This is a genomic window from Nocardia sp. JMUB6875 (assembly GCF_041154655.1).
In the GTDB taxonomy this organism is placed as follows: Bacteria; Actinomycetota; Actinomycetes; order Mycobacteriales; family Mycobacteriaceae; genus Nocardia.
The window spans coordinates 1-21,211 of the sequence record NZ_BAAFGR010000106.1; the positions used below are offsets into that span (position 1 = coordinate 1).

Here is a 21,211-nt window from a genome sequence, read left to right on the forward strand (position 1 = left end):
GCGCCGGGCCGTCCCGGCCGACCGCCGCGCCGCCCAGCCCGCCCCCGAGTCCGCACCCGAGGGCCGCCGTCGGCGCGCGCAGAGCCCCGACCAAGCCGCCGCGCGCGGCAACGGCACCGGCAATCACGCCGCCCCCGAGCCGAATCCGGCCCAGCCCGAAGGCGGCCGTCGCCGTCGTCCGCAGCCGGGCGATATCCCGCCGCACCCGCGCCCGAATGTGCGCTATCGCGAACGCGATTCCGGCCGCATCGAGCGTTGATCAGGAGATCCGGTTCGGCGACACGCGAGCGACACGCACGTAGATTTCCGGCAATCACGAAATCTGGTACGAAATAACATCCCCCGGATAGCAATTCGCGCCCTCCACAACGAATGTGGAGGGCGCGAATAAGTTTCGGAGCTTACGCGCGTGCGGCACGCAGTTCGCGCGGCAGCGAGAACACCAGCGTCTCATTGGCGGTGGTCACCGGCACCACCTCGCCGAAACCGTGCTCGGCCAGCAGTTCCAGCACACCCTCGACCAGAATCTCCGGCACCGACGCGCCCGAGGTGACGCCGACCGTGCGCACGCCGTCGAGCCACGCGGTATCGACCTCGCGCGCGAAGTCGACCAGATGCGCGGCCCGCGCCCCCGCGGTCAGCGCGACCTCGACCAGCCGCACCGAATTCGAGGAATTGCGCGAGCCGACCACGATCACCAGATCGCACTCCGGCGCCATGGCTTTCACCGCGGTCTGCCGGTTGGAGGTGGCGTAGCAGATGTCGTCGCTCGGCGGATCCTGCAGCTTGGGGAAGCGCTGACGCAGGCGGTTGACCGTCTCCATGGTCTCGTCCACCGAGAGCGTGGTCTGGGAGAGCCAGATCACCTTGTTCTCGTCGCGCACGGTGACCTGGTCGACGGCGTCCGGGCCGTCCACCAGCTGCACGTGCTCGGGGGCCTCACCCGCGGTGCCCTCGACCTCCTCGTGGCCCTCGTGGCCGATGAGCAGGATGTCGAAGTCGTCGCGGGCGAAACGCTTGGCCTCCTGGTGCACCTTGGTGACCAGCGGGCAGGTGGCGTCGATGGTGTGCAGGTTCCGCTCGGCGGCCGACTCGTGCACGGCCGGGGAGACGCCGTGCGCCGAGAACACCACGAGCGCGCCCTCGGGCACCTCGTCGGTCTCGTCGACGAAGATCACACCGCGCTCGCGCAGGGTTTCCACCACGTGCCGGTTGTGCACGATTTCCTTGCGGACATAGATGGGGGCGCCGTGCTTTTCGAGCGCCTTCTCCACCGTTTCGACCGCCCGGTCCACACCGGCGCAGTAGCCGCGCGGTTCCGCGAGCAGAACTCGCTTCGGGGCGTCGACATCACCTGCCGCGGACCGGACGATTCCGACGTTCAAAGGGATAGCCGAGGACATGGCCCCAAGAATACGTGTGCCCCTCGGCGCGCATTCGCGCGGAGGCTAGGGTCACAATCACTTTTCGTGCGCTCTCACCTTTGCATCACACCGCGTTTCGGGCAGGCTAGGGGCATGTTCCGACCTCCGTTCCTGGCCCGGGTCGCCGCCGGGGCTGCCGTCTATGCCCTCGAGGAAACTCGTCGGCTACCGACCACCGCACTCAATTTCCCGATCACCGCGATCAGCCAGATGTTGCAGACCACCATGCACCTCCAGCAGTTCGTGACCAGCCTCGCCCTCAAGGGCGACGAAGTTTTCGACCGTTTGGTCAACCAGCCGGAAGAGCAGCCCGAATGGGCCACCTTCGATGAGGACGAACTCGACGAGCAAACGCCGAGCTTCGCCTCTGATTCGGTACGACAGAGCCGTTTCGACCTCTTCACCGAGCCCGAACCGGCCGTCGAGGAGCCCGCCGCGGCTGTGGTGGAGCCGACTCCGGCGCCCGCCGAACCCGTTGCGGCCGAATCCGAACCGGTTGCCACCGAATCGGCCGCGCAGGAGGCAGCCGAACCGGAGGCCGCCGAAACCTCGGATCCGGCAACGGCTTCCAAGGCGTCGACCAACGGCCACAATGGCAGCGGTGTCGTTGAGCCCGAGGTGGCGTCGCGCTTCGACTACGCCAATATGACCATCGCCCAGCTGCGTGCGCGTCTGCGCCAGCTGTCGGTGGAGGATCTCGCCACCCTCCTGGCTTACGAGCAGGAGACGTTCGATCGGGCGCCTTTCGTCACCATGCTGACGAACCGCATCGCGACCGTTCAGGCCAAGTAGGAAACCGACTCTCGACCAGCGCCGGTCGACCGGGTACTACCCGGCGGCCGGTGCGCTTCGTTTCACGGGCTTTCGTGCGAGTGGGCACGCGCGGGAGCCCGTGTCGCGGGCGCTGTGTGTTCGGCGTCGGTGGGCACTGCAAGAATCGGTGTGGTGACCACCGAGACGCCTGCGCGGCCGCCGAGTTCGTCTGCCGAGAATCCGATGCCGGTGCGGACCATCTCGGTGAAGGTGGCGCAGTGGATCGATCGGCTGGGTGCGGTATGGGTGGAGGGGCAGATCACCCAGATGAATGTGCGGCCGGGGACTCGGACCGCGTTTCTGGTGCTCAGGGATACGGCGGCGGATATGTCGCTGTCGGTGACCTGTGATCCGGAGCTGCTGCGCAATTCGGCGGTGCCGCTGCAAGAAGGCAGCCGGGTCGTCGTGTACGGGAAGCTGTCGTTCTTCACCGGGCGGGGCACGGTGTCGTTGCGGGTCACCGAGATTCGGCCGGTGGGGATCGGGGAGCTGCTGGCCCGCATCGAGCGGCTGAAGGCGTTGCTGTCCGCCGAGGGGCTGTTCGATCCGCGGCTCAAGCGGCCGATTCCGTTCCTGCCCAATCGAATCGGCCTCATCACCGGCCGCGCCAGCGCCGCCGAACACGATGTGGTGACCGTGGCCACCCAGCGCTGGCCCGCGGTGCGGTTCGAGATCCGCAATACCGCCGTGCAGGGGCCGACCGCGGTGCCGCAGATCCTGGAGGCCATCGCCGCCCTGGACGCGAATCCGGAAGTTGATGTGATCGTGCTGGCCCGCGGCGGCGGCAGCGTCGAGGATCTGCTGCCGTTCTCCGACGAGACCCTGTGCCGCGCCATCGTTTCGGCGAAGACCCCCATCGTCAGCGCCATCGGCCACGAGCCCGACAATCCGATCTCCGACTACGTCGCCGACCTGCGCGCCGCCACCCCGACCGATGCCGCCAAGCGCATCGTCCCCGATGCCGCCGCCGAAGCCGCGCTGCTGCAAGAACTTCGCTCCCGCGCCGCCGCGGCCCTGCGCGGCTGGGTCGACCGCGAGTCCCGTGCCCTGGCCCAGATGCGTTCCCGCCCGGTGCTTGCCGATCCGCTACGCCTGCTCGACCAGCGCCACGACGAGATCGAGCGGTTGCGGATGTCCGCCGAGCGCGCGGTCACCCATCTGCTCACCGGCGAATCCACCACCACCCGCCACCTGCGCGAAAAGCTTTCCGCAGTGGGCCCGGCCGCCACCCTGGCCCGCGGTTACGCGGTAGTGCAACGCGTCAACGGCAAGGACCGCGAGGTGGTCCGCGCCATCGAGGACTCCCCGCCCGGCACCCAGCTCCGCATCCGGGTGGCCGACGGCGCGATCTCCGCCGCCGCCCTCGGCGCCCAATCCCTGGCTCCCCGCCCCACCCGAAAGGACACCGAATGAGCGAGACCACCGACGATCGCGCCGAGATCGCCACCTTCGGCTATGAACGCGCCCGCGACGAACTGGTCAATGTGGTGAAGATGCTCGAGCAGGGCGGCATGGATCTCGACGATTCGCTCGCTCTGTGGGAACGCGGCGAGGCGCTGGCCAACCGCTGTGAACAGCATCTGGCGGGGGCCCGCAAGCGGGTCGAGGACACGCTGGCCCACCGGAGTTCGGAGGAGTGATCGAAGCGGCTGAGCCCCAGCCGCTTTCGAATCAGCCGTGCGGGATCAACTACGCGGCAGCGGCTGGGCCTGGCTGACGGCGGTGGCGAGGGTGTTGAAGGCCGCGCCATTGCCCGCGCCCTTGATAACCACGCGCGAATCACCGAAGTCCGCGATCCAGGCCGGTTCCGAACCCTGCTCGGCGTAGACGATCCACTTCTGCCCGCCGCGCTGCTCGCTCCCCGACGCCGGGCGCCCGCTCGCGTACTTCTTGTCGAGGGCGTCCACGCTCGCGTTCGACTGGGTCAGCTGCATGTACGTGCCCTCGGGCGTGATGTACCCGACGGTGCTGGTCTGCCCGCCGCCCGTCCCGGTGATGGTGTCGTGGCTACCGGAGTTCGGCGTCCACTTGTCCGGGTCGGTGTCCGGCAGCACCGGCAGCCGGATCGGGAACGGCATGAGCCGCGCGTCGTCGGTGAGCGCCGCCTTCACATCGAAGTTCGGGATCTGCCCCTGCTTGGGCCCGCCCGTGGAGAACGAGCACTGGCTCGCGATGCCCGCGATGACCAAGCAGATCAGCACCAGCGGAGCCAGTGACCACAGCAGGTCCTTGTAGTCGTTCTGACTGCGCGGCTTTTGGTAGGACACGGCTCCCAGTATCCATGGGGCACAGGTGCGACCGAGCTCACGGTGGCTGGAAACGTAAGTACGTGCCGGAGCCCCAGAACCGCAATGCGACAATTCACGCAGCAGTAAACGACCAAGGAGGCTCCCGTCATGACCGCATCCAGCCGCCGCGAGGCGCCGGACCGCAACCTAGCGCTCGAGTTGGTCCGGGTCACCGAGGCCGGGGCCATGGCCGCGGGCCGGTGGGTCGGCCGGGGCGACAAGGAAGGCGGCGACGGCGCGGCCGTGGACGCCATGCGGCAGCTGGTGGCGACCGTCTCCATGCGCGGCATCGTGGTGATCGGTGAGGGCGAGAAGGACGAAGCGCCCATGCTCTACAACGGCGAACTGGTCGGCGACGGCACCGGCGCCGAACTCGATTTCGCGGTCGACCCGATCGACGGCACCACCCTGATGTCGAAGGGCTCGCCGGGCGCGATCTCCGTGCTGGCGGTCGCCGAGCGCGGCGCCATGTTCGACCCCTCGGCCGTGTTCTACATGGAGAAGATCGCCGTCGGCCCCGACGCCGCCGATGTCATCGACCTGTCGGCCCCGATCGCGGAGAACCTACGCCGCGTCGCCAAGGCCAAGAACTCGTCGGTCTCCGACCTGACGGTCTGCATCCTGGACCGTCCCCGCCATGCCGAGCACATGAAGGCCGTCCGCGACGCGGGCGCCCGCATCCGCCTCATCTCCGACGGTGACGTCGCCGGCGCCATCGCCTGCGCCCGTCCGGAATCCGGCGTCGACATGCTCATCGGCATCGGCGGCACCCCCGAGGGCATCATCGCCGCGGCCGCCATGCGCTGCCTGGGCGGCGCGCTGCAGGGCAAGCTCGCGCCCAAGGACGACGCCGAGAAGCAGAAGGCCATCGACGCCGGCCACGACCTCGACCGCATCCTGAGCACCAACGATCTGGTCTCCGGCGACGACGTGTTCTTCAGCGCCACCGGCGTCACCGACGGCGACCTGCTCAAGGGCGTGCGCTACTACGGCGGCGGCGCGTACACGCAGTCCATCGTCATGCGCGCCAAGTCCGGCACCGTCCGCATGATCGACGCGTACCACCGCCTCACCAAGCTCAAGGAATACGCCTCGGTGGACTTCATCGGCGACGAGCACGCCACCCCGCCGCTGCCCTGATCGGCGAAAAGCCTTGTGTGGCCGGACAGTCGACCGACTGTCCGGCCACACTCGTATTCCCGGCCGTGAGTGTGCTGATTCCCTCAGGCGTGGCACCCCCACGGGCTTCGGGACGGGCATAGGGTCGAATTCATGACCGAGACCGAATACCGGATCGAGCACGACACGATGGGTGAAGTGCGCGTCCCCGTCAATGCCCTGTGGCGGGCGCAGACGCAGCGCGCCGTGGAGAACTTCCCGATCAGCGGACGGGGCCTGGAGCGCGCGCAGATTCGCGCGCTCGGCCTGCTGAAGGCGGCCGCGGCGGCCGTGAATCGCGATCTGGGGCTGCTGGACAAGACGAAGGCGGACGCCATCATCGCCGCGGCGGGCGAGATCGCGGACGGCAAGCATGACGACCAGTTCCCGATCGATGTGTTCCAGACCGGCTCGGGCACCAGCTCGAACATGAACGCCAACGAGGTGATCGCCAGCATCGCCGCGCGCGACGGCGTCACCGTGCACCCCAATGACGACGTGAACATGTCGCAGTCGTCCAATGACACCTTCCCCACCGCAACGCATCTCGCGGCCACCGAGGCGGTCGTCAAGGATCTGATCCCGGCGCTGGACCATCTGCGGCTGGCGCTGCTGGACAAGTCGACGGAGTGGAAGTCGGTGGTCAAGTCCGGCCGCACCCATCTCATGGACGCGGTGCCGGTGACCCTGGGCCAGGAGTTCGGCGGCTACACCCGGCAGGTCAGCGCCGGTATCGAGCGCCTGCTGGCCGCCCTGCCGCGGGTCGGTGAGCTGGCGATCGGCGGGACCGCGGTCGGCACCGGCCTCAACGCGCCCGCCGGGTTCGGCGCGAAAGTCGTTGCGGAACTGGCGAAGGCGACCGATCTGGACCATTTGTCCGAGGCGCGTGACCATTTCGAGGCGCAGGCCGCCCGTGACGGGCTGGTGGAGCTCTCCGGCGCGCTGCGCACGGTGGCGATCAGTCTCACCAAGATCGCCAATGACATTCGGTGGATGGGCTCGGGCCCGCTCACCGGTTTGGGCGAACTCCAGCTGCCGGATCTGCAGCCCGGTTCCTCCATCATGCCGGGGAAGGTGAATCCCGTTCTCCCGGAGGCGGTTACCCAGGTGGCCGCGCAGGTCATCGGAAATGACGCGACCATTGCCTGGGGCGGTGGCAACGGCGCTTTCGAATTGAATGTCTATATCCCGGTTATGGCCCGGAATGTGCTGGAGTCGATTCGCCTGCTGGCCAATGTTTCCCGATTGTTCGCCGATAAGTGCGTCGTGGGACTCGTCGCGAATGTCGAGCACCTGCGGCAGCTGGCGGAATCCTCGCCCTCGATCGTGACGCCGTTGAATTCGGCGATCGGTTACGAGGAGGCGGCGGCGGTGGCGAAGCAGGCGCTGAGGGAAAAGAAGACCATCCGCCAGACGGTCATCGATCGGGGCCTGATCAGCGACAAGCTGCCGGTCGAGGAGCTGGATCGCCGTCTGGACGTCCTCTCCATGGCGAAAGTTGACGACTCGAAGAACTGACAATGGGCCGAGTGCCGGTCAGCAACCTATTTTTCTTTTTCTGAAACAGACTGTGAAACGGATCACTCATAGCGATCGATTAGCTGAGTGTCCGCGAACCGCGGATGTTCCAAGAAAGGAAAGAACCATGTTGGTTGCAATCGGAGCTGGTCTTGTGGCTCTCTTCACGCTCGGTGTCAGCTCGTTCCTCGCGGCGCTCGGCATCATTCTTTGAGCACACTGGTCGGTGGTTATGGCGGCGGAAGCCGCCATAACCACGTCCATGCTCATCGGCGCGCGGCTCAGTTCGAGCCCACCATTTCGGGATAGTTCTTCAGATCGATGTCGTTCTTGGCGCTCTCGCCGAACTTCACCATCATCTTGAAACCCCGCGAGCGCACGAACCAATTGCGAAGCCGCAGGCCACGAGCCGTTCGAGGAGCGATGAACCGCCCCGGGCTGGCCCCATCGGCCTTGCGCAGCAGCCGCTTCATGATTTCCTCGTAGCGTGCGAACGCCACGGTGTAATCCCCTTCGGCCAAGGCCAATTCACCGGCGAGCACATAGGCGCCGACAATCGCCGATCCGGTGCCGAAGCCATTGAGCGTGTGGCCGTGCCCGGCATCCCCGACGAGCGCGACGCGGCCCTTCGTGAGGTTCTTCATCTTCACCTTGGCGATGGCGTCGAGGTAGAAACCCTCCAGGTGCGGCAGCTCGGCCAGCATGCGCGGCGCTTCCCAGGCCATTCCGGCGAATTGCCCGGCCACGATGGCGCGCTGCTGATCCAGATCGTCTCGCGAGTAATCGAGTTGGGGCGAGGCGAACAGGTAGAACTGCGCGGCCTTGTTTCCGCCCGTCATCGCGAACCGGCCCGGGATATTGCAGCCCAGGGACCGGGCCCGCTGCCGATCACCCTCCGGCATGTCCGCCCAGATCGACTCACCCGCGATGGCGTAGTAGTAGCCGTCGTGGTGCACGTAGTCCGCTTCGGGCCCGAAGGCCAGCTTCCGGACCCGGGAGTGGATGCCGTCGCAGCCGAAGACCAGATCGAAGACCCGCGCGGGCGCGTTCTGGAATTCGACGTACACACCGTCCGCCGATTCCTGAAGCGCGGTGACGGTGTCGCCGAAGAGGTATTCGCATTCCCCGGCGGTCCGGTTGTAGAGGACCTCGGCCAGGTCGCCGCGCAGGATCTCGATATCGCCGCCGAGGAATTCGCCGGCCATGACGGCCTGTTCGGTGTCGCTCTCGTCGACCAGCACCCAGTCGGTCTTGCCGGTCTGGCGGCGCTTGATGTCGTCGAGGACGCCCATCCGCTCGAGCACGGTCATGTGGGTCTCGCCGGTGAAGTCGACGGCCTGCCCGCCGGAGCGCAGGCTCGTGGCCTTCTCGACCACGGTCACCCGGAAGCCGTAGCGGTGCAGCCAGTAGGCGAGGGCGGGACCGGCGACGCTGGCTCCGGAGATGAGGACGGTGGTGTTGCGCATTGCGGTGACTCCTTCGGTAACTGCGTCCGTCGGACGCTGTTGATGATTAATAGAGTATGGTGGACGCAGTTACCTGTCAACCCGGAAATCCGGAAGGATGGCGACCATGCCGGCACCGACCACCCTCGAACTGCTGTGGGGCACCCCCGACCGCCCGCGACGCGGGCCGAAACCGTCGCTCACGCTGGAGCGCATCGTCGGCGAGGCGGTCGAGCTCGCCGACACCGAAGGCCTGGGGAACCTGTCCATGGCGCGGCTGGCCGAGCGGGTCGGCTGCGCGAAGATGGCGTTGTATCGCTACGTCCCCGGGCGGACCGAGCTCACCGCGCTCATGCTGGACGCCGCACTCGGCGCACCGCCGAAAGTCGAGCCCGCGCAGGCGGATTCGCCGGAGCCGTGGCGCTCCTACCTGCCGATCTGGACCGAGACGATCTACGAGCAGGTGCGGATTCACCCGTGGGCCAATGAATTGGCCACCGGCATTCGCCCGATGGGCCCCAACGAATTGGGCTGGGTGGACGGGGCTCTGAGCGTGCTCGCCGACACCGGGCTGACCATTGCCGAACAGTTCGACACCGTCGTCCTGCTACTCAGCCATGCCCGTGCGGTGGCCATGCAGACCACGGTCCCCCTGGGCGACGATTCCGCCGAGGAACAGATGGCCCGGGAGCTGGGCGCGGTGCTCACGGCTCAGGCCGAGCGTTTCCCGCACGCCGTCGCGGCCTTCGCGGCGACCATGGGCGGCACGCCCGAGCCGGGTGCGGGCAATGCGCTCGCCTTCGGAATCGACCGCATCCTGGACGGTCTCGGGGCGCTCATCGCCGCCCGTCGCGAGTCCGCGTAATTCCTTCGCCGCGGCCCGGATTCGGCCTACGCTCGGCTCATGTCCGAGCTACCCGAGCTGAAGCAGGATCCGGTCACCACGGTGCGCGAGTTCTTCGCCGCCATGGAGATGAAGATCGTCGACGAGGCCCTGGATCTGGTGGATCCGGCCATCGTCTGGAAGAACACCTCGCTCCCCGATATTCGCGGCGCCGACCGCGTGCGCTGGGTCCTCACCCAGCTCAACAGCCCGCGCTTCGGCTTCCGCGCCGACATGCACCACATCGCGGCCACCGAGGACGGCGCGGTGCTCACCGAGCGCACCGACTACCTGCGCATGGGCCCGATCGAGATCTCCTTCTGGGTCTGCGGCACCTTCGACTTCCGCGACGGCCGAATCACCCTGTGGCACGACCACTTCAGCTGGGAGAACTTCCTGCGCGGCACGCTGACCGGCCTGATCCGCGCCGCGCTCCCCCGCTGACCCGCCCACCACCGCCATGCTCGAAGGTCAACGTGGGTAATTGATTTCGGCGAGGTCGTTGTCCAGTTCGGCGAGGTCGAGGGTCGGGTTGAGACTGGACACGACGGCCTGGGTAAGTGGGCGCAATGCGTAGATGTGGTCCACGGCCGCTGGGTCGAGCTCGGTTTCGTAGTAGTCCTCGGCCCAGGCGCGGTAGGCCTGGGGGGTGCCTTCGAGCAGCACCGCAAACGGGTTCTCGGCACCCGATTCGGCTGCGGCCACGCCCCATTCGGTGTCGCCCGGCTGCCGCCAGAAGCACACTGTGACGAGCAGGGAGCCGTCCGGGCCGGCGAAGGCCGGTTCCGCGACGTAGTCCGCGAAGACGCTCGGGACCGCGTCGACGAGGTGCGGGGCGTTCGGGGCCTCGTGGTCGAAGGCGCGGCCGTAGGCGCCGACCTTGGAGAAGACGAGGAACCAGTCGTTGCCCTGGCCGTCGCGCATGGACGCCATCTCCTCGCCCTCGCCCCAAGCGGAGTTGAAGGAGAAGTACCGGTATTGCCATTCCGGGCTGAAGATGGCGTCCAGCATCGCCATGGCGCGGCAACGGTCGCGAAGCACCGGAATCTCGGGCAGGGTACGGAGCTGTTCGATCACGGCATCATCAAATCGCAAGCCACCGACACTGTTCACGTGGTAAGGGCGTGAGTGAGGTTGTCCAGGAGTTGATTCCAGCCGAGGCGGATACCGGCGACGGCCGGTTCGGCTCCCGGGATGGGATCGGAGACGCGAATTCGGAGATCCAACCGGGTGCCGGTCGGCGTGGGGGTCAGTTCGAGGAGGTGGTCGGCGTCGAAGAGGGGGGTTCCGTTGTCGGTCAGCGGTGCCAGCTGGAACCGGAGGCGTTCGGGGGGTTGGACGTCGAGGTAGTGGCCGGCGCTGCGGTATCGGGTGCCGTCGCCTTCTCGGAGCGCGATCGACAGGGCGCCGCCGTTGACCGGTTCGAGGACACAGTCGGCGATCTCGAAGTGGGCGGGGTGCCACCAGCGGCGGACCAGGGCGGGTGAGGTCCACCAGTCCCATACCGTCGCCGGTGGTACCGGCAGGGTGCGTTCGAATTCGTGGGTCAGCACCGGTTCGGCGTCGATGGCCGCTCGGTATTCGGTGAGCACCGATTCCGACGGGTGGTCGGCCTCGAATCCGGCCAGCCACTCTCGTAGGTCGCGCAGTGGGTCGCGGCGCAGGGCGTAGATGCGGCGCTGGCCGAGCGGTTCCATCACCACCAGGCCGGCGCGTTCGAGGGCCTGGAGATGCTTTGTCGTCTGCGGTTGCCGCAGGTCGAGGGCGGTGGCGATCTCGCCGACCGGACGAGGTGCGGCGTTCAGCAGCTCGACGATCCGTAGCCGGTTGGGTTCGGCCAGGGCGGCGAATAGTGCGGGGTCCATTGACTAAGTATGCCTCCAGGGATATATTCCTGTCAGAGAATATTTCCGAACCGAGGAGCACGACATGTCCGACCAGATCCGCATCGAGCACGAGTACGCCACCACCGCCCAGACCATCTGGGACCTGTGGACCACCGCCGCCGGAATCGAGAAGTGGTGGGCGCCGGACGGTTTCACCGTGCGCGTCGACCGGCTCGACCTGCGCCCGGGCGGCGAACTGGTCTACACCATGACCGCGACCGCGCCTGAGCAGGTCGAGTTCATGCGGTCCGCGGGCATGCCGCTGTCGACCGAGTCCCGTAAGACTTTCACCGAGGTCGACGGCCCCAACCGGCTCGCCTACACCTCGCTGGCCGACTTCATCCCCGGCGTCGAGCCGTACGAGTTCCTCACCACCGTGGACCTGGAGCCGACCGATGCGGGTGTCCGTGTGGTGATGACCGCGGACGCCATGCACGACGACGTCTGGACCGAGCGCCTCCGGCAAGGCCGGGCGAACGAACTCGCCAACCTCGCCGCCGTCGTCTCCGGCGACCCGGCCGAGAAGCACTGAGAGCGGCAGACTTTGCGCCGGGACATCGCCGGGGGATGCGAAAAGCGCGACGCCCGCCACGATTTCGCGGCGGGCGTCGGCATCGAACCACGCGAAGGGGCCCCGGAGGGCTCGATAGCGCGGGGGATGGATCAGGGGCGGAGGTGGGCCAGTTCGGCTCGGGCCTTCTCGCCCGCTTCGGTGAAGTCGGTGCGGGTGAAGATGTTCCACTGCTCGAGCAGCGGGGTGAAGACGAGTTCGGGTTCGCGGGCGGGGTCGTAGATGCCCGCCTCGGCGAGGACCTCGGTGCTGGTGCGGCCGTCGGCGAGTTCGACGACGGGGACGTGGAAGTCGGCGACCCGGTCGGCGATGGCGCGGACGGTCTGGTCGGGGGCCAGGTCGAGGGCCGCGCTCACCAGGTTGGCGAAGAACACCGCCTGGAGTTCGTCATCGGCGGCGAGGCGGTCGGCGATGGTGGCGACGATGACATTGTCGGCCAGGCGCGCGGTGGTGCGGTGGCGCACGGCGGCGGCGGTCTCCTCGAAGGCGAGGGTGGCGATCACGTCGGGCAGGTGCATGGCGGGGCGGCGGAAACCGGCGGTCATGTGCGCCATGCGCATCCGCTCCAGCGCGATCGGGTCGACGGCGCGGCTGACCATGAGGTAGTTGCGGATGAGGATCTCGTGCCGGTTCTCCTCCGCGGTCCAGCGGCCGACCCAGCGCCACCACGGCCCGCGGTTCAGGTACTTGCCGAGTTCGCGGTGGTAGGCGGGCAGGTTGTCGGCGATCAGCACGCCGACGGTGAGCGCGGTCTTGGCGACCTCGCTGAGCTCGGATTGCTCGGGCTCCCAATCGGTTCCGCCCATGAAGGCGAAATTGCGGCCGTCGTCCCACGGCACGTAGTCGTGGGGCTGCCACTCCGCGGCGGCGGCGATATGCCGCACGAGGTTTTCCTCCACCACGTCCGCGAGTGATACCAGCAGGTCCCGATCGGCCAAAGCGTTCTGCACCGGACCAACCTAGCCGCAATCGGGCAAACGTGGGGATCTTCGCGCGGTATTCGAATCGGCTATGGAATAGGCCGGATCCGGGGCGCGCGTCACCGCGCCCCGGACCGCCGGGCTATTTCTCGGTGACGGTGGTCTTGTTGTCGCCCCAGGTGATGGTGCCGCCGCTGAAATCGCTCTGCTTGCCGCCGGCGATATCGAACTCGTCGCTGGTCGGGTAGCCGAGTTTGCCGCTGGCGCCGCCCTGTTCCTCCCACGCCTTGCGGATCTCGCCCCACACCACGTGGGTGCCGTGGGTCGGGCTGGAGTAGATGGCGCCGCCGTCGAATTCCTGCACCGTGCCGCCGTCGGGCGCGTCCTTGGCCGCGCCGGTGGGCATGCCGAGCGGGCTGGCGGGTCCGCCCATGGCGTTGTATTTCTCCAGAACCCCTCCGGCGACGGCGATTTCACCGTTCGGCGTGGAGATCTTGGTTTCGGCGATATGCGTTTCGGAGGTCGCGGCCGCCGTGGTGGTGGACGACGCGGAATCCTTGTCCTTGTCCTTGTCGCAACCCGCGCCGAGTGCGGTGACGACCGCAAGCGCCGCGATGATGCCAGCCGTGCGTCGAGCGATGTGGTGCATTTCCAAATCCTCCCGATAGTGCGGCCGAGCTGGAATTTCACCGAAAGCTACCCTGCCGCGGGGAGGGCGAAACACACGCGAAAAGAATCGCCCGGCCGGTGCGCGAGTCGCACTCCGGCCGGGCGGGTCTCAGTTATCGAGGGTCAGGAATTGGGCCCGAACTCCTCCAGCATCTCGGTCACCAGGGCCGCGATCGGCGACCGCTCACTGCGGGTGAGGGTCACGTGCGCGAACAACGGGTGCCCCTTGAGCTTTTCGATCACGGCGGCCACGCCGTCGTGCCGTCCGACCCGCAGGTTGTCGCGCTGGGCGACATCGTGGGTGAGCACCACCCGCGATCCGCTGCCCAGTCGGCTCAGCACCGTGAGCAGCACATTGCGTTCCAGCGACTGCGCCTCGTCCACGATCACGAAGGAGTCGTGCAGCGAGCGCCCGCGAATGTGGGTGAGCGGCAGCACTTCCAGCATGCCGCGCGCCTGCACCTCCTCCATCACCTCGGGGCTGGCCAGCCCCTCGAGGGTGTCGAAGACGGCCTGCGCCCACGGTCCCATCTTGTCGCTCTCGGAGCCCGGCAGGTAGCCGAGCTCCTGTCCGCCCACCGCGTAGAGCGGCCGGAACACCACCACCTTTCGATGCGTGCGCCGTTCCAGGACGGCCTCGAGCCCGGCGGTCAGCGCGAGCGCCGACTTGCCGGTGCCGGCGCGCCCGCCCAGTGAGACGATGCCGATGCTCTCGTCCAGCAGCAGATCCAGCGCGATGCGCTGTTCGGCCGAGCGTCCGTGCAGCCCGAAGGCCTCGCGGTCGCCGCGGACCAGCTGCAACCGCTTGTCCGGGGTGACCCGGGCCAGGGCGCTGCCGCGCGGGCTGAGCAGGCGGATTCCGGTGTGGCAGGGCAGGTCCCGCGCCTCGTCGAGATCGATGAGGGTCTCGGCGTAGAGCTTGTCGACGGTGGCGACGGCCACCTCGAGCTCCACCATGCCGGTCCATCCGGAGGTGACCACGTCCTGCGCGTGATACTCGTCGGCCCGCAGGCCCACCGCGCTCGCCTTGACGCGCAGCGGAATGTCCTTGGACACCAGCACGACCCGCTGCCCCTCGGCGGCCAGGTTGAGCGCGCAGGCCAGGATGCGGGAATCGTTGGTGTCCGTGCGGAATCCGACGGGAAGGACGTTCGGATCGGTGTGGTTCAACTCCACCTGGAGTGTCCCGCCCTGGGCGCCGATCGGCACCCGCTGATCGAGCCGACCGTGTGCCAGACGCAGATCGTCCAGCATGCGCAATGCCTCGCGAGCGAACCAGCCGAGTTCGTGGTGGTGTCGTTTGGCCTCGAGTTCGCTGATCACCACGAGCGGCAGCACCACGTGGTGCTCGCCGAAACGGGTCAGCGCCCAAGGATCGGACAGCAGCACCGACGTGTCGACTACGAAGGATTTCGGTCCGGATTCGGACGACTGCGAGGCGTGTGCCCCCTTCGTTTTGGTCTGCGGGCTCTGGTCAGAGCCGGCGTCCCGGGTGGGAGCGGTAACGGAGCGTGCATCAGTCACGGTGGGCTCCTTTGCCACTCGCGCGACACCGCGCGAGCGTTCTCGCTGGGCCGGTCAGCCTTGGGGTCGTACGACCCGAGGGCCGGGTGCCGGCCCCCTCGCACTGAGTTGCTCAGTCACGATCAGGACCTCCCGTACGAACCACACCTACGCGGCCCGCACCCCCGACGCTACCGCCGAAATCGCGATCCGGCTTCCCGACGGTCGGGCGCGTTGGTGAAGATCGCGTTAACGCCTGTCCGCTCTGGGTGTTTCGCGCAATTCATCGAGGAGGATCGGGACGTGGCTGAGGTCGGGTTCCTTGGTGGCCGTGACCAGCGTCAACGGGCCCTCGGCGGCCTCCTTCCGGAGCCGCGCCAACCCCTCCCGCGCACCCTCGTCCGCGAGCTCGATTCGATACTTCCTTTCGAACTCCGCACGGCGTGTCTGCGGATCCGCGTGATACCACTTGCGAAGTTCGTTCGAGGGCGTCACCTCCTTGGCCCACTCGTCGATGCCCGCCGCCTGTTTGCTGACGCCGCGCGGCCAGAGCCGGTCCACCAGCACCCGGCGGCCGTCCTCGGCGTCGGGGGCGTCGTAGACGCGCTTGACCCGGTACCTCGGCTGCTGTGTCATGGCCTCCATTACAGTCGAGGTCATGGCCGAAACTTCGGATCTCGAGAGCCTGAGCACCAAGGAACTGCACGACCGCGCGGTGAAGCTCGCGGCGCGGCGGGGCGATATCAAGTTCCTGTGGGAGCTGCTGAAGTCCATCCCGGCCGCCGAGGCCGCCGCCGGTGACCTCGGCGAGAGCGAGGCCGACATCAAGTACGTGCTGCCGATCCTGGACGACTACGCCCACGCCGGTGAGGGCAAGATCGGCGAGGTGCTGCGCCCGATGTACGAGGACTATCTGAGCAAGCACGGCTGAGCCTCGCCGGAATCGCCTCCGCGCCATAGACTCCCGACATGACCGCCGATGCCGCGCCGGAACTCGTCGTCTACCGGCGCCCGGGCTGCCCGTACTGTTCTCGCATGCGCCGGGTGCTGAACCGGCACGGCATCGTCTACCGGGAAGTGGACATCTGGCAGGACCCGGAGGCGGCGGCCTTCGTGCGCTCGGTGGCCGACGGGAACGAGACCGTGCCCACGGTGGTCTTCCGCGACGGGTCGGCCGAACGCCATTGGGTCAACCCGCATCCCAAACAGCTGATCGCCACCGTGAGCGCCGACGCCCCGCAGCTCACCGGCGGCCCGCGCAAGCTCTGGCCGTTCTGACCCGCGAACCCGCGAGCCGGGGAATACCCCTCCCGTGCCAGCCGTTGGTTGACTTGTCACCAATTTCTCGGCCAGGAGGAGTGCGCATGACCACAACAGTCACGGTTCCGCGCAAGGTGGACCGCGTCCGGACCAAGGCCATGGGCGGACCGACCGATCAGGTCGACAAGAACGCCCTGGTCATCGCGCCCGACGACGTGACCCGCACCGACCCGTTCCTGCTCATGGCCGAGGACTGGATCTCCTCCCCCGGCTTCGAATGGCATCCGCACCGCGGCCTGGAGACCGTCACCGTGGTACTCGACGGCGTCCTCGAACACGGCGACAGCCTCGGCCACGCGGGCGCGCTGGAACCCGGCGACGTCCAGTGGATGACGGCCGGACGCGGAATCATCCACCGCGAGTTGGCCTTCCGCAACGAATTCGCCCACACCCTGCAGCTGTGGCTGAATCTGCCGACCGACAAGCGGATGGTCGAGACCCGCTATCAGGATGTGCGGCAAGCGGATCAGGCGCGAATCGAAGCGCCCGGAGTGCTGGTGCGGGTTGTCTCCGGCAATCCGGGCGGGGTCTCCGGTCCGGCCAAGAACCATTGGCCGATAACCGGTCTGCTCGTCACCTTGGAGCCGGGCAGTACCTACAGCCCGGTGCTGTCGCCGGAGGATCGCGCGTTCGCCTTCGTCATCGAGGGTGGCGCGTCCGTGGGCGGAACCGCGGTTTCCGAGGGCCGGATCGCCTGGTCGGATCCCATGACCGCCACCGAACCGACCACCCTGGAACTGCGCGCCACCGATCCGGATCGGCCCACCACGGTGATGCTGTTCTCCGGCAAGCCGATTCGCGAACGGATCGTCTTCGGCGGGCCATTCGTCATGGGCAGCCGTGACGAGATCGAAGAGGCTTTCCTCGATTTCCGCCGCGGCAGGTTCGGCCCGATCCCGCGCCTGGCTCGCTTGTAATCCGCGATCCGATCAAGGATGCAGCACGATCTTGCCGTGGGTGTGGCGGCGTTCCAGCTCCTGGTATGCCGCACGTACCTCGGATAGCGGATACGTTGCGGCAATGGGGATTTCGAGTGTCCCCGCGGCGACCAGGTCGGCGAGCTCGGCGACCACGTCGATGGTGTCGGCGGCGGCATTGCCCTCGAATTTCACCCCGAAGCGCCGGACCGCCTCGATATCGATGATGGTGTCGATCCGTTCCGGCTTCACCCCGAGGGCGATGGCCTGCTCAACGTAACCCGACCCGTAGGTGTCGATGAAGGCGTCCATCCCGCCCGGCGCGGCATCGCGCAGGCGCTCCACCATCCCATCGCCGTAAACGACCGGTATCACACCCTTTTCACGCAACCAGTCCTGATTCGCGGGGCCCGCGATGCCGATCACCACCGCGCCGCGCTCGCGAAGCAGTTGCACCACAATCGATCCCACGCCACCTGCCGCGCCGGACACGCCGACGACATCGCCCTTCTCCGCCTCGACCGCGCGCACGGTCGCGAAAGCCGTTGTCCCCGCGACGAACAGCGCCCCCGCCACATCCCACGGCACCGCCGCGGGTTTGGGCGTCACCTGATCCGCGGGAACCCGCACATGAGTGGCATGCGCCGACCGTTCATTGGTGAACCCGATCACCTCGTCCCCCTCCACGATCCCGCTCACCCCTTCCCCGACCGCCGCGATCCGTCCCGCGAAATCACTCCCCTGCCCGGACGGGAACTCCGTCGGCCACTGCTCGTGCAACAGCCCACTCCGAATGGCCGCCTCCCCCGGATTGATCCCAGTGGCGACCACCCGCACCACCACTTCTCCCGGCCCCGCCTGCGGCTCCGGGATCTCGACCACCCGCAACACCTCACTGCCGCCGTACTCGTCGAACCTGACCGCCTGCGCCATGGCATCCCTCTTCCGTCGATGGTTCCTTTCCCTTGGGGTTCCACCACGGACCCGGGACATGCGTGAACACCGTCCCCGGTACGAGAAAAGCCTCTCGCGATCGTGAGATCGCGAGAGGCTTTCGTCTTACGAGCGTTCGCTCAGCCGAGCAGCTTCCAGTCCTCCAGGCCGTCGTACAGCGGGAATTCCTGAGCCAGCTTGGAAACCCGCTGACGCAGGGAATCCAGGTCAGCCGAGCCGGTCAGCGCGGCGGCGATGATCTCCGCCACCTCGGTGAACTCGGTGTCGCCGAAGCCGCGGGTGGCCAGCGCCGGGGTGCCGATGCGCAGGCCGGAGGTGACCATCGGCGGGCGCGGGTCGAACGGAACGGCGTTGCGGTTCACGGTGATTCCGATCTCGTGCAGCAGATCCTCGCCCTGCTGGCCGTCGAGCTCGGAGTTGCGCAGGTCGACGAGGACCAGGTGCACGTCGGTGCCGCCGGTGAGGACGGTGACGCCCTTGGCCTTGGCGTCGGCCTGGGTGAGGCGCTCGGCGATGATCTTCGCGCCGGACAGCGTGCGGGCCTGGCGCTCGGCGAACTCCGCGCCCGCGGCGATCTTGAAGGCCACGGCCTTGGCGGCGATGGCGTGCATGAGCGGACCGCCCTGCTGACCCGGGAACACCGCCGAGTTCAGCTTCTTGGCGAACTCCTCCTTGGCCAGGATCAGGCCGGAGCGCGGGCCGCCGAGGGTCTTGTGCACGGTGGAGGACACGACGTGCGCGTGCGGCACGGGCGACGGGTGCAGGCCCGCGGCGACCAGACCGGCGAAGTGCGCCATATCGACCCACAGGTACGCGCCGACCTCGTCGGCGATCTCGCGGAAGGCCGCGAAGTCCAGGTGCCGCGGGTAGGCGGACCAGCCGGCGACGATCACCTTCGGCCGGGTCTCCTTGGCGAGCTTGCGCACCTCGTCCATGTCGACGCGGTGGTCTTCCTTGGAGACGCCGTAGGCGTGCACCTCGTACAGCTTGCCCGAGAAGTTCAGGCGCATGCCGTGGGTGAGGTGGCCGCCGTGCGCGAGGTCCAGGCCGAGCAGCTTCTCGCCCGGGGTCATCAGCGCGTGCAGCACGGCCGCGTTGGCCTGCGCACCCGAATGCGGCTGCACGTTGGCGTATTCCGCGCCGAACAGCTCGGTGACGCGGGCGCGGGCGAGATCCTCGACGATGTCGACGTTCTCGCAGCCGCCGTAGTAGCGGCGACCCGGGTAGCCCTCGGCGTACTTGTTGGTGAGCACGCTGCCCTGCGCCTGCAGCACCGCGCGCGGCACGAAGTTCTCCGAGGCGATCATCTCGAGGGTGTCGCGCTGGCGGGCGAGCTCGCCGCCCATCGCGGACGCGACCTCGGGATCGAGTTCGGCGAGGGACTGGGTGTTGACAGAGGCGCTCGTCTGGGTCACGCCGCCGAGTCTATTGGCCGAATCCGCCGCGCCGTCCAGGGGGTTGATTGTGTCGCTCATCGCGCACCTCTCCGTATTACGGGTACCCCGAACGAATCGGGGATCGTCGGGCACCCAGGCGCGCGGTGCCGGACTTCGGTGCTTCCCGGTGGTTGTTTCCACCTCGAGTGCGCCAGTCGCGGTGGCCCTATCTTAGCCTTGCCGCCGGATCGCGCCCGGTGTGAGGGGCTCGTCCAGGAGTCGGCGGAATCGCTCGGACCGCTCGCCGGCATCGGCCGCCCGGTCCAGCCAACCGCCCAGCAGGCGATAGCCCTCCACATAAGTGGAGATGTAGGCCCGCCACAGCGGTGAGGACAGGAAGCGCAGCGACTGCCGGGCCCGCTCGGGCGTGCTCAGGCTCCAGCGCTGCAGGAATTCCGCCACCTCGTCGGCATCGCGGCCGCGGTCGTGCAGCAGCAGCGCGGCGTCCTGGCGCACGCCGAGCAGATTGGCCGAAGCGGTCGAAACCTGTTCGGCGCGTTCACCGTCGAAGCGCAGGCCCAGGTCGGCGTAGATCTCCTGCGCCCAGCGGCCCCAGCCCGGGCCGACGATGGACTTCAGGGCGAGGTCGGCCAGGCCCTCGGCCATCAGGCACTGCGGGGTGTTGACCACGAACAGCGTCTGCTCGTCCTGCCCGGCGCCGACCAGCCCGGCCTCCTTGCGGCAGTGCTCGGTGTGGTGGCCCGGGTAGGACTCGTGCGCGATCAGGTGCGGCAGCTGCGACATGTGCTGCTTGAGATCGGAGTTGATGGCCACCCGGGACTGATAGTTGCCCAGGTAGTAGTTGAAGCCCGACCACGGCTTGTCGCCCACCACTTCGTATTCCACGTGCTCGTTGTCGGGCAGCGGATAGCGTTCGCGGACCAGTTCGCGCAGCGCGCCGGAGAACGCGGCCACGCATTCCTTCAGGCGCTCGGGCGGGATCTCGTCCTGACGCCGGTGCGCGGTAATGCGATCCAGCAGCGGGCCCTCGCCGGGCAGCACCTCGTCGAGCTGCCGGTGCGCCTCGCGGTAGTCCTCGGTGTCGCCGGGCGCGATGTCCACGTCGAAGTAGGCGCGCACCTCGTCGATGAAGTTGATGTCCTCGCCCGCGAACTTGCGAGCCGAGCATTCGAGGGCGCGCAGGTGGGCGTCGAGGAATTCGACGCGCTCGGCGGAGAGTCCGGCGTCGGGAAGTTCCTTGCGCAGCGCGGCGGCCCGGTGCGCGAGGTCACGCGGTTCGGGCGCGGGCGCGTTCTCCACCTCGCGCCGTAAGGCCGGATCACCGGTGTAGGCGTCGACGAAGCCCTCTTCGAGCCGGTCGAATGCCAGTCCGAGCCGCAGATATTCGGTGACCAGAGGATGCGCTGCCATCCCACGACCCTAGGCGATCCACCGGACACTCCGCCCGGTCATCCCGTGCCATTCCAGGGGTCATCCCATGGTCATCCCGGCGCGCTTCTGGCCGGAATGGCGGGGGCACGTCGGCCCGAATCCGCCTGTCGTGCA

At 67.9% G+C, this 21,211-nt stretch carries 23 protein-coding genes and 1 pseudogene; 12 read left to right on the top strand and 12 right to left on the bottom strand.

The genetic code is table 11. The features are described 5' to 3' along the window. Positions 1-259 (top strand): annotated as a pseudogene (locus tag ACAM49_RS25120) (hypothetical protein); the annotation flags it as partial. Between the two features lie 142 nt (positions 260-401). Here the strand turns inward: ACAM49_RS25120 and ACAM49_RS25125 are convergent. Continuing rightward, positions 402-1,403, bottom strand: a complete 1,002-nt coding sequence (locus tag ACAM49_RS25125) for a 4-hydroxy-3-methylbut-2-enyl diphosphate reductase (RefSeq protein ID WP_369638023.1) — start codon at positions 1,401-1,403, stop codon at positions 402-404. A 114-nt stretch (positions 1,404-1,517) separates the two neighbouring features. Between ACAM49_RS25125 and ACAM49_RS25130 the strand changes: the two genes are divergently transcribed. The 3 genes from ACAM49_RS25130 (at position 1,518) to ACAM49_RS25140 (ending at position 3,877) form a co-directional block, all read left to right on the top strand. After that, positions 1,518-2,216, top strand: coding sequence for a lipid droplet-associated protein (locus ACAM49_RS25130; protein ID WP_369638024.1), 699 nt, complete (start codon positions 1,518-1,520; stop codon positions 2,214-2,216). 204 nt (positions 2,217-2,420) lie between these two features. Continuing rightward, a complete protein-coding gene (gene xseA, locus ACAM49_RS25135) occupies positions 2,421-3,650 on the top strand; it encodes an exodeoxyribonuclease VII large subunit (protein WP_369638049.1) in 1,230 nt (409 codons plus the stop codon). Beyond that, entirely contained in the window at positions 3,647-3,877 is a 231-nt protein-coding gene (locus tag ACAM49_RS25140; RefSeq protein WP_369638025.1) for an exodeoxyribonuclease VII small subunit, read from the top strand. The genes xseA and ACAM49_RS25140 overlap by 4 nt, the downstream gene beginning before the upstream one ends. A gap of 45 nt (positions 3,878-3,922) precedes the next feature. Here the strand turns inward: ACAM49_RS25140 and ACAM49_RS25145 are convergent, their stop codons facing one another. Further along, a complete protein-coding gene (locus tag ACAM49_RS25145; protein WP_369638026.1) occupies positions 3,923-4,504 on the bottom strand; it encodes a DUF4245 domain-containing protein in 582 nt (193 codons plus the stop codon). A 129-nt stretch (positions 4,505-4,633) separates the two neighbouring features. On the opposite strand from ACAM49_RS25145, the gene glpX reads away from it, so the two are divergent. Together glpX and ACAM49_RS25155 are read left to right on the top strand one after the other, a co-directional pair. Then, the gene (gene glpX, locus ACAM49_RS25150) at positions 4,634-5,665 is read left to right on the top strand and encodes a class II fructose-bisphosphatase (protein WP_040812305.1); all 1,032 of its coding nucleotides are present in this window, start codon (positions 4,634-4,636) and stop codon (positions 5,663-5,665) included. Positions 5,666-5,797: 132 nt separating this feature from the next. After that, a complete protein-coding gene (locus ACAM49_RS25155; RefSeq protein WP_369638027.1) occupies positions 5,798-7,201 on the top strand; it encodes a class II fumarate hydratase in 1,404 nt (467 codons plus the stop codon). A 281-nt stretch (positions 7,202-7,482) separates the two neighbouring features. On the opposite strand, the gene ACAM49_RS25160 is transcribed toward ACAM49_RS25155, so the two are convergent. Next, the gene (locus tag ACAM49_RS25160) at positions 7,483-8,667 is read right to left on the bottom strand and encodes an FAD-dependent monooxygenase (RefSeq protein WP_369638028.1); all 1,185 of its coding nucleotides are present in this window, start codon (positions 8,665-8,667) and stop codon (positions 7,483-7,485) included. Between the two features lie 106 nt (positions 8,668-8,773). Here ACAM49_RS25160 and ACAM49_RS25165 point away from each other — a divergent pair, with 106 nt between their 5' ends. Both ACAM49_RS25165 and ACAM49_RS25170 read left to right on the top strand, forming a co-directional pair. Beyond that, entirely contained in the window at positions 8,774-9,511 is a 738-nt protein-coding gene (locus tag ACAM49_RS25165) for a TetR/AcrR family transcriptional regulator (protein ID WP_369638029.1), read from the top strand. A 39-nt stretch (positions 9,512-9,550) separates the two neighbouring features. Further along, positions 9,551-9,973 (top strand): limonene-1,2-epoxide hydrolase family protein, encoded by a 423-nt coding sequence (locus ACAM49_RS25170; protein ID WP_369638030.1) that lies wholly within the window; start codon positions 9,551-9,553, stop codon positions 9,971-9,973. A gap of 27 nt (positions 9,974-10,000) precedes the next feature. On the opposite strand, the gene ACAM49_RS25175 is transcribed toward ACAM49_RS25170, so the two are convergent. Together ACAM49_RS25175 and ACAM49_RS25180 are read right to left on the bottom strand one after the other, a co-directional pair. Next, positions 10,001-10,606 (bottom strand): hypothetical protein, encoded by a 606-nt coding sequence (locus ACAM49_RS25175; protein ID WP_369638031.1) that lies wholly within the window; start codon positions 10,604-10,606, stop codon positions 10,001-10,003. Between the two features lie 32 nt (positions 10,607-10,638). Next, entirely contained in the window at positions 10,639-11,394 is a 756-nt protein-coding gene (locus ACAM49_RS25180; protein WP_369638032.1) for a metalloregulator ArsR/SmtB family transcription factor, read from the bottom strand. A 64-nt stretch (positions 11,395-11,458) separates the two neighbouring features. Between ACAM49_RS25180 and ACAM49_RS25185 the strand changes: the two genes are divergently transcribed. Then, positions 11,459-11,947 carry an SRPBCC domain-containing protein gene (locus ACAM49_RS25185; protein ID WP_369638033.1) on the top strand — a complete coding sequence of 163 codons (489 nt, stop codon included), beginning with the start codon at positions 11,459-11,461 and terminating at the stop codon, positions 11,945-11,947. Between the two features lie 131 nt (positions 11,948-12,078). Here ACAM49_RS25185 and ACAM49_RS25190 read toward each other — a convergent pair whose 3' ends face one another. The 4 genes from ACAM49_RS25190 to ACAM49_RS25205 all read right to left on the bottom strand — a co-directional run bounded on the left by ACAM49_RS25190 (position 12,079) and on the right by ACAM49_RS25205 (position 15,738). Next, positions 12,079-12,936 (bottom strand): acyl-ACP desaturase, encoded by an 858-nt coding sequence (locus tag ACAM49_RS25190; RefSeq protein ID WP_369638034.1) that lies wholly within the window; start codon positions 12,934-12,936, stop codon positions 12,079-12,081. A 112-nt stretch (positions 12,937-13,048) separates the two neighbouring features. After that, positions 13,049-13,555, bottom strand: a complete 507-nt coding sequence (locus ACAM49_RS25195; RefSeq protein WP_369638035.1) for an LGFP repeat-containing protein — start codon at positions 13,553-13,555, stop codon at positions 13,049-13,051. A gap of 143 nt (positions 13,556-13,698) precedes the next feature. Next, positions 13,699-15,099, bottom strand: coding sequence for a PhoH family protein (locus tag ACAM49_RS25200; RefSeq protein ID WP_369638036.1), 1,401 nt, complete (start codon positions 15,097-15,099; stop codon positions 13,699-13,701). A 228-nt stretch (positions 15,100-15,327) separates the two neighbouring features. Continuing rightward, entirely contained in the window at positions 15,328-15,738 is a 411-nt protein-coding gene (locus tag ACAM49_RS25205) for a DUF488 domain-containing protein (protein WP_369638037.1), read from the bottom strand. On the opposite strand from ACAM49_RS25205, the gene ACAM49_RS25210 reads away from it, so the two are divergent. The 3 genes from ACAM49_RS25210 (at position 15,737) to ACAM49_RS25220 (ending at position 17,315) form a co-directional block, all read left to right on the top strand. Next, positions 15,737-16,009, top strand: coding sequence for a hypothetical protein (locus ACAM49_RS25210; protein ID WP_369638038.1), 273 nt, complete (start codon positions 15,737-15,739; stop codon positions 16,007-16,009). The genes ACAM49_RS25205 and ACAM49_RS25210 overlap by 2 nt on opposite strands. A 38-nt stretch (positions 16,010-16,047) precedes the next feature. Next, positions 16,048-16,356, top strand: a complete 309-nt coding sequence (locus tag ACAM49_RS25215; RefSeq protein WP_369638039.1) for a glutaredoxin domain-containing protein — start codon at positions 16,048-16,050, stop codon at positions 16,354-16,356. Positions 16,357-16,442: 86 nt separating this feature from the next. After that, the gene (locus ACAM49_RS25220) at positions 16,443-17,315 is read left to right on the top strand and encodes a pirin family protein (protein ID WP_369638040.1); all 873 of its coding nucleotides are present in this window, start codon (positions 16,443-16,445) and stop codon (positions 17,313-17,315) included. Positions 17,316-17,327: 12 nt separating this feature from the next. Here the strand turns inward: ACAM49_RS25220 and ACAM49_RS25225 are convergent, their stop codons facing one another. The 3 genes from ACAM49_RS25225 to ACAM49_RS25235 all read right to left on the bottom strand — a co-directional run bounded on the left by ACAM49_RS25225 (position 17,328) and on the right by ACAM49_RS25235 (position 21,076). Next, positions 17,328-18,248, bottom strand: coding sequence for an NADP-dependent oxidoreductase (locus ACAM49_RS25225; RefSeq protein WP_369638041.1), 921 nt, complete (start codon positions 18,246-18,248; stop codon positions 17,328-17,330). A 140-nt stretch (positions 18,249-18,388) separates the two neighbouring features. Then, on the bottom strand, positions 18,389-19,684 hold the full coding sequence (gene glyA, locus ACAM49_RS25230) for a serine hydroxymethyltransferase (RefSeq protein WP_369638050.1): 1,296 nt from the start codon (positions 19,682-19,684) through the stop codon (positions 18,389-18,391). 192 nt (positions 19,685-19,876) lie between these two features. After that, the gene (locus tag ACAM49_RS25235; RefSeq protein WP_369638042.1) at positions 19,877-21,076 is read right to left on the bottom strand and encodes a DUF885 domain-containing protein; all 1,200 of its coding nucleotides are present in this window, start codon (positions 21,074-21,076) and stop codon (positions 19,877-19,879) included. Positions 21,077-21,211: the final 135 nt, after the last annotated feature.

Bases quoted from the DNA above. Each gene is read 5' to 3' on its own strand.
- ACAM49_RS25125 (WP_369638023.1), bottom strand. From the start codon at position 1,403: ATGTCCTCGGCTATCCCTTTGAACGTCGGAATCGTCCGGTCCGCGGCA.
- ACAM49_RS25130 (WP_369638024.1), top strand. From the start codon at position 1,518: ATGTTCCGACCTCCGTTCCTGGCCCGGGTCGCCGCCGGGGCTGCCGTC.
- xseA (WP_369638049.1), top strand. From the start codon at position 2,421: ATGCCGGTGCGGACCATCTCGGTGAAGGTGGCGCAGTGGATCGATCGG.
- ACAM49_RS25140 (WP_369638025.1), top strand. From the start codon at position 3,647: ATGAGCGAGACCACCGACGATCGCGCCGAGATCGCCACCTTCGGCTAT.
- glpX (WP_040812305.1), top strand. From the start codon at position 4,634: ATGACCGCATCCAGCCGCCGCGAGGCGCCGGACCGCAACCTAGCGCTC.
- ACAM49_RS25155 (WP_369638027.1), top strand. From the start codon at position 5,798: ATGACCGAGACCGAATACCGGATCGAGCACGACACGATGGGTGAAGTG.
- ACAM49_RS25160 (WP_369638028.1), bottom strand. From the start codon at position 8,667: ATGCGCAACACCACCGTCCTCATCTCCGGAGCCAGCGTCGCCGGTCCC.
- ACAM49_RS25165 (WP_369638029.1), top strand. From the start codon at position 8,774: ATGCCGGCACCGACCACCCTCGAACTGCTGTGGGGCACCCCCGACCGC.
- ACAM49_RS25170 (WP_369638030.1), top strand. From the start codon at position 9,551: ATGTCCGAGCTACCCGAGCTGAAGCAGGATCCGGTCACCACGGTGCGC.
- ACAM49_RS25180 (WP_369638032.1), bottom strand. From the start codon at position 11,394: ATGGACCCCGCACTATTCGCCGCCCTGGCCGAACCCAACCGGCTACGG.
- ACAM49_RS25185 (WP_369638033.1), top strand. From the start codon at position 11,459: ATGTCCGACCAGATCCGCATCGAGCACGAGTACGCCACCACCGCCCAG.
- ACAM49_RS25195 (WP_369638035.1), bottom strand. From the start codon at position 13,555: ATGCACCACATCGCTCGACGCACGGCTGGCATCATCGCGGCGCTTGCG.
- ACAM49_RS25210 (WP_369638038.1), top strand. From the start codon at position 15,737: ATGGCCGAAACTTCGGATCTCGAGAGCCTGAGCACCAAGGAACTGCAC.
- ACAM49_RS25205 (WP_369638037.1), bottom strand. From the start codon at position 15,738: ATGACCTCGACTGTAATGGAGGCCATGACACAGCAGCCGAGGTACCGG.
- ACAM49_RS25215 (WP_369638039.1), top strand. From the start codon at position 16,048: ATGACCGCCGATGCCGCGCCGGAACTCGTCGTCTACCGGCGCCCGGGC.
- ACAM49_RS25220 (WP_369638040.1), top strand. From the start codon at position 16,443: ATGACCACAACAGTCACGGTTCCGCGCAAGGTGGACCGCGTCCGGACC.
- ACAM49_RS25225 (WP_369638041.1), bottom strand. From the start codon at position 18,248: ATGGCGCAGGCGGTCAGGTTCGACGAGTACGGCGGCAGTGAGGTGTTG.
- ACAM49_RS25235 (WP_369638042.1), bottom strand. From the start codon at position 21,076: ATGGCAGCGCATCCTCTGGTCACCGAATATCTGCGGCTCGGACTGGCA.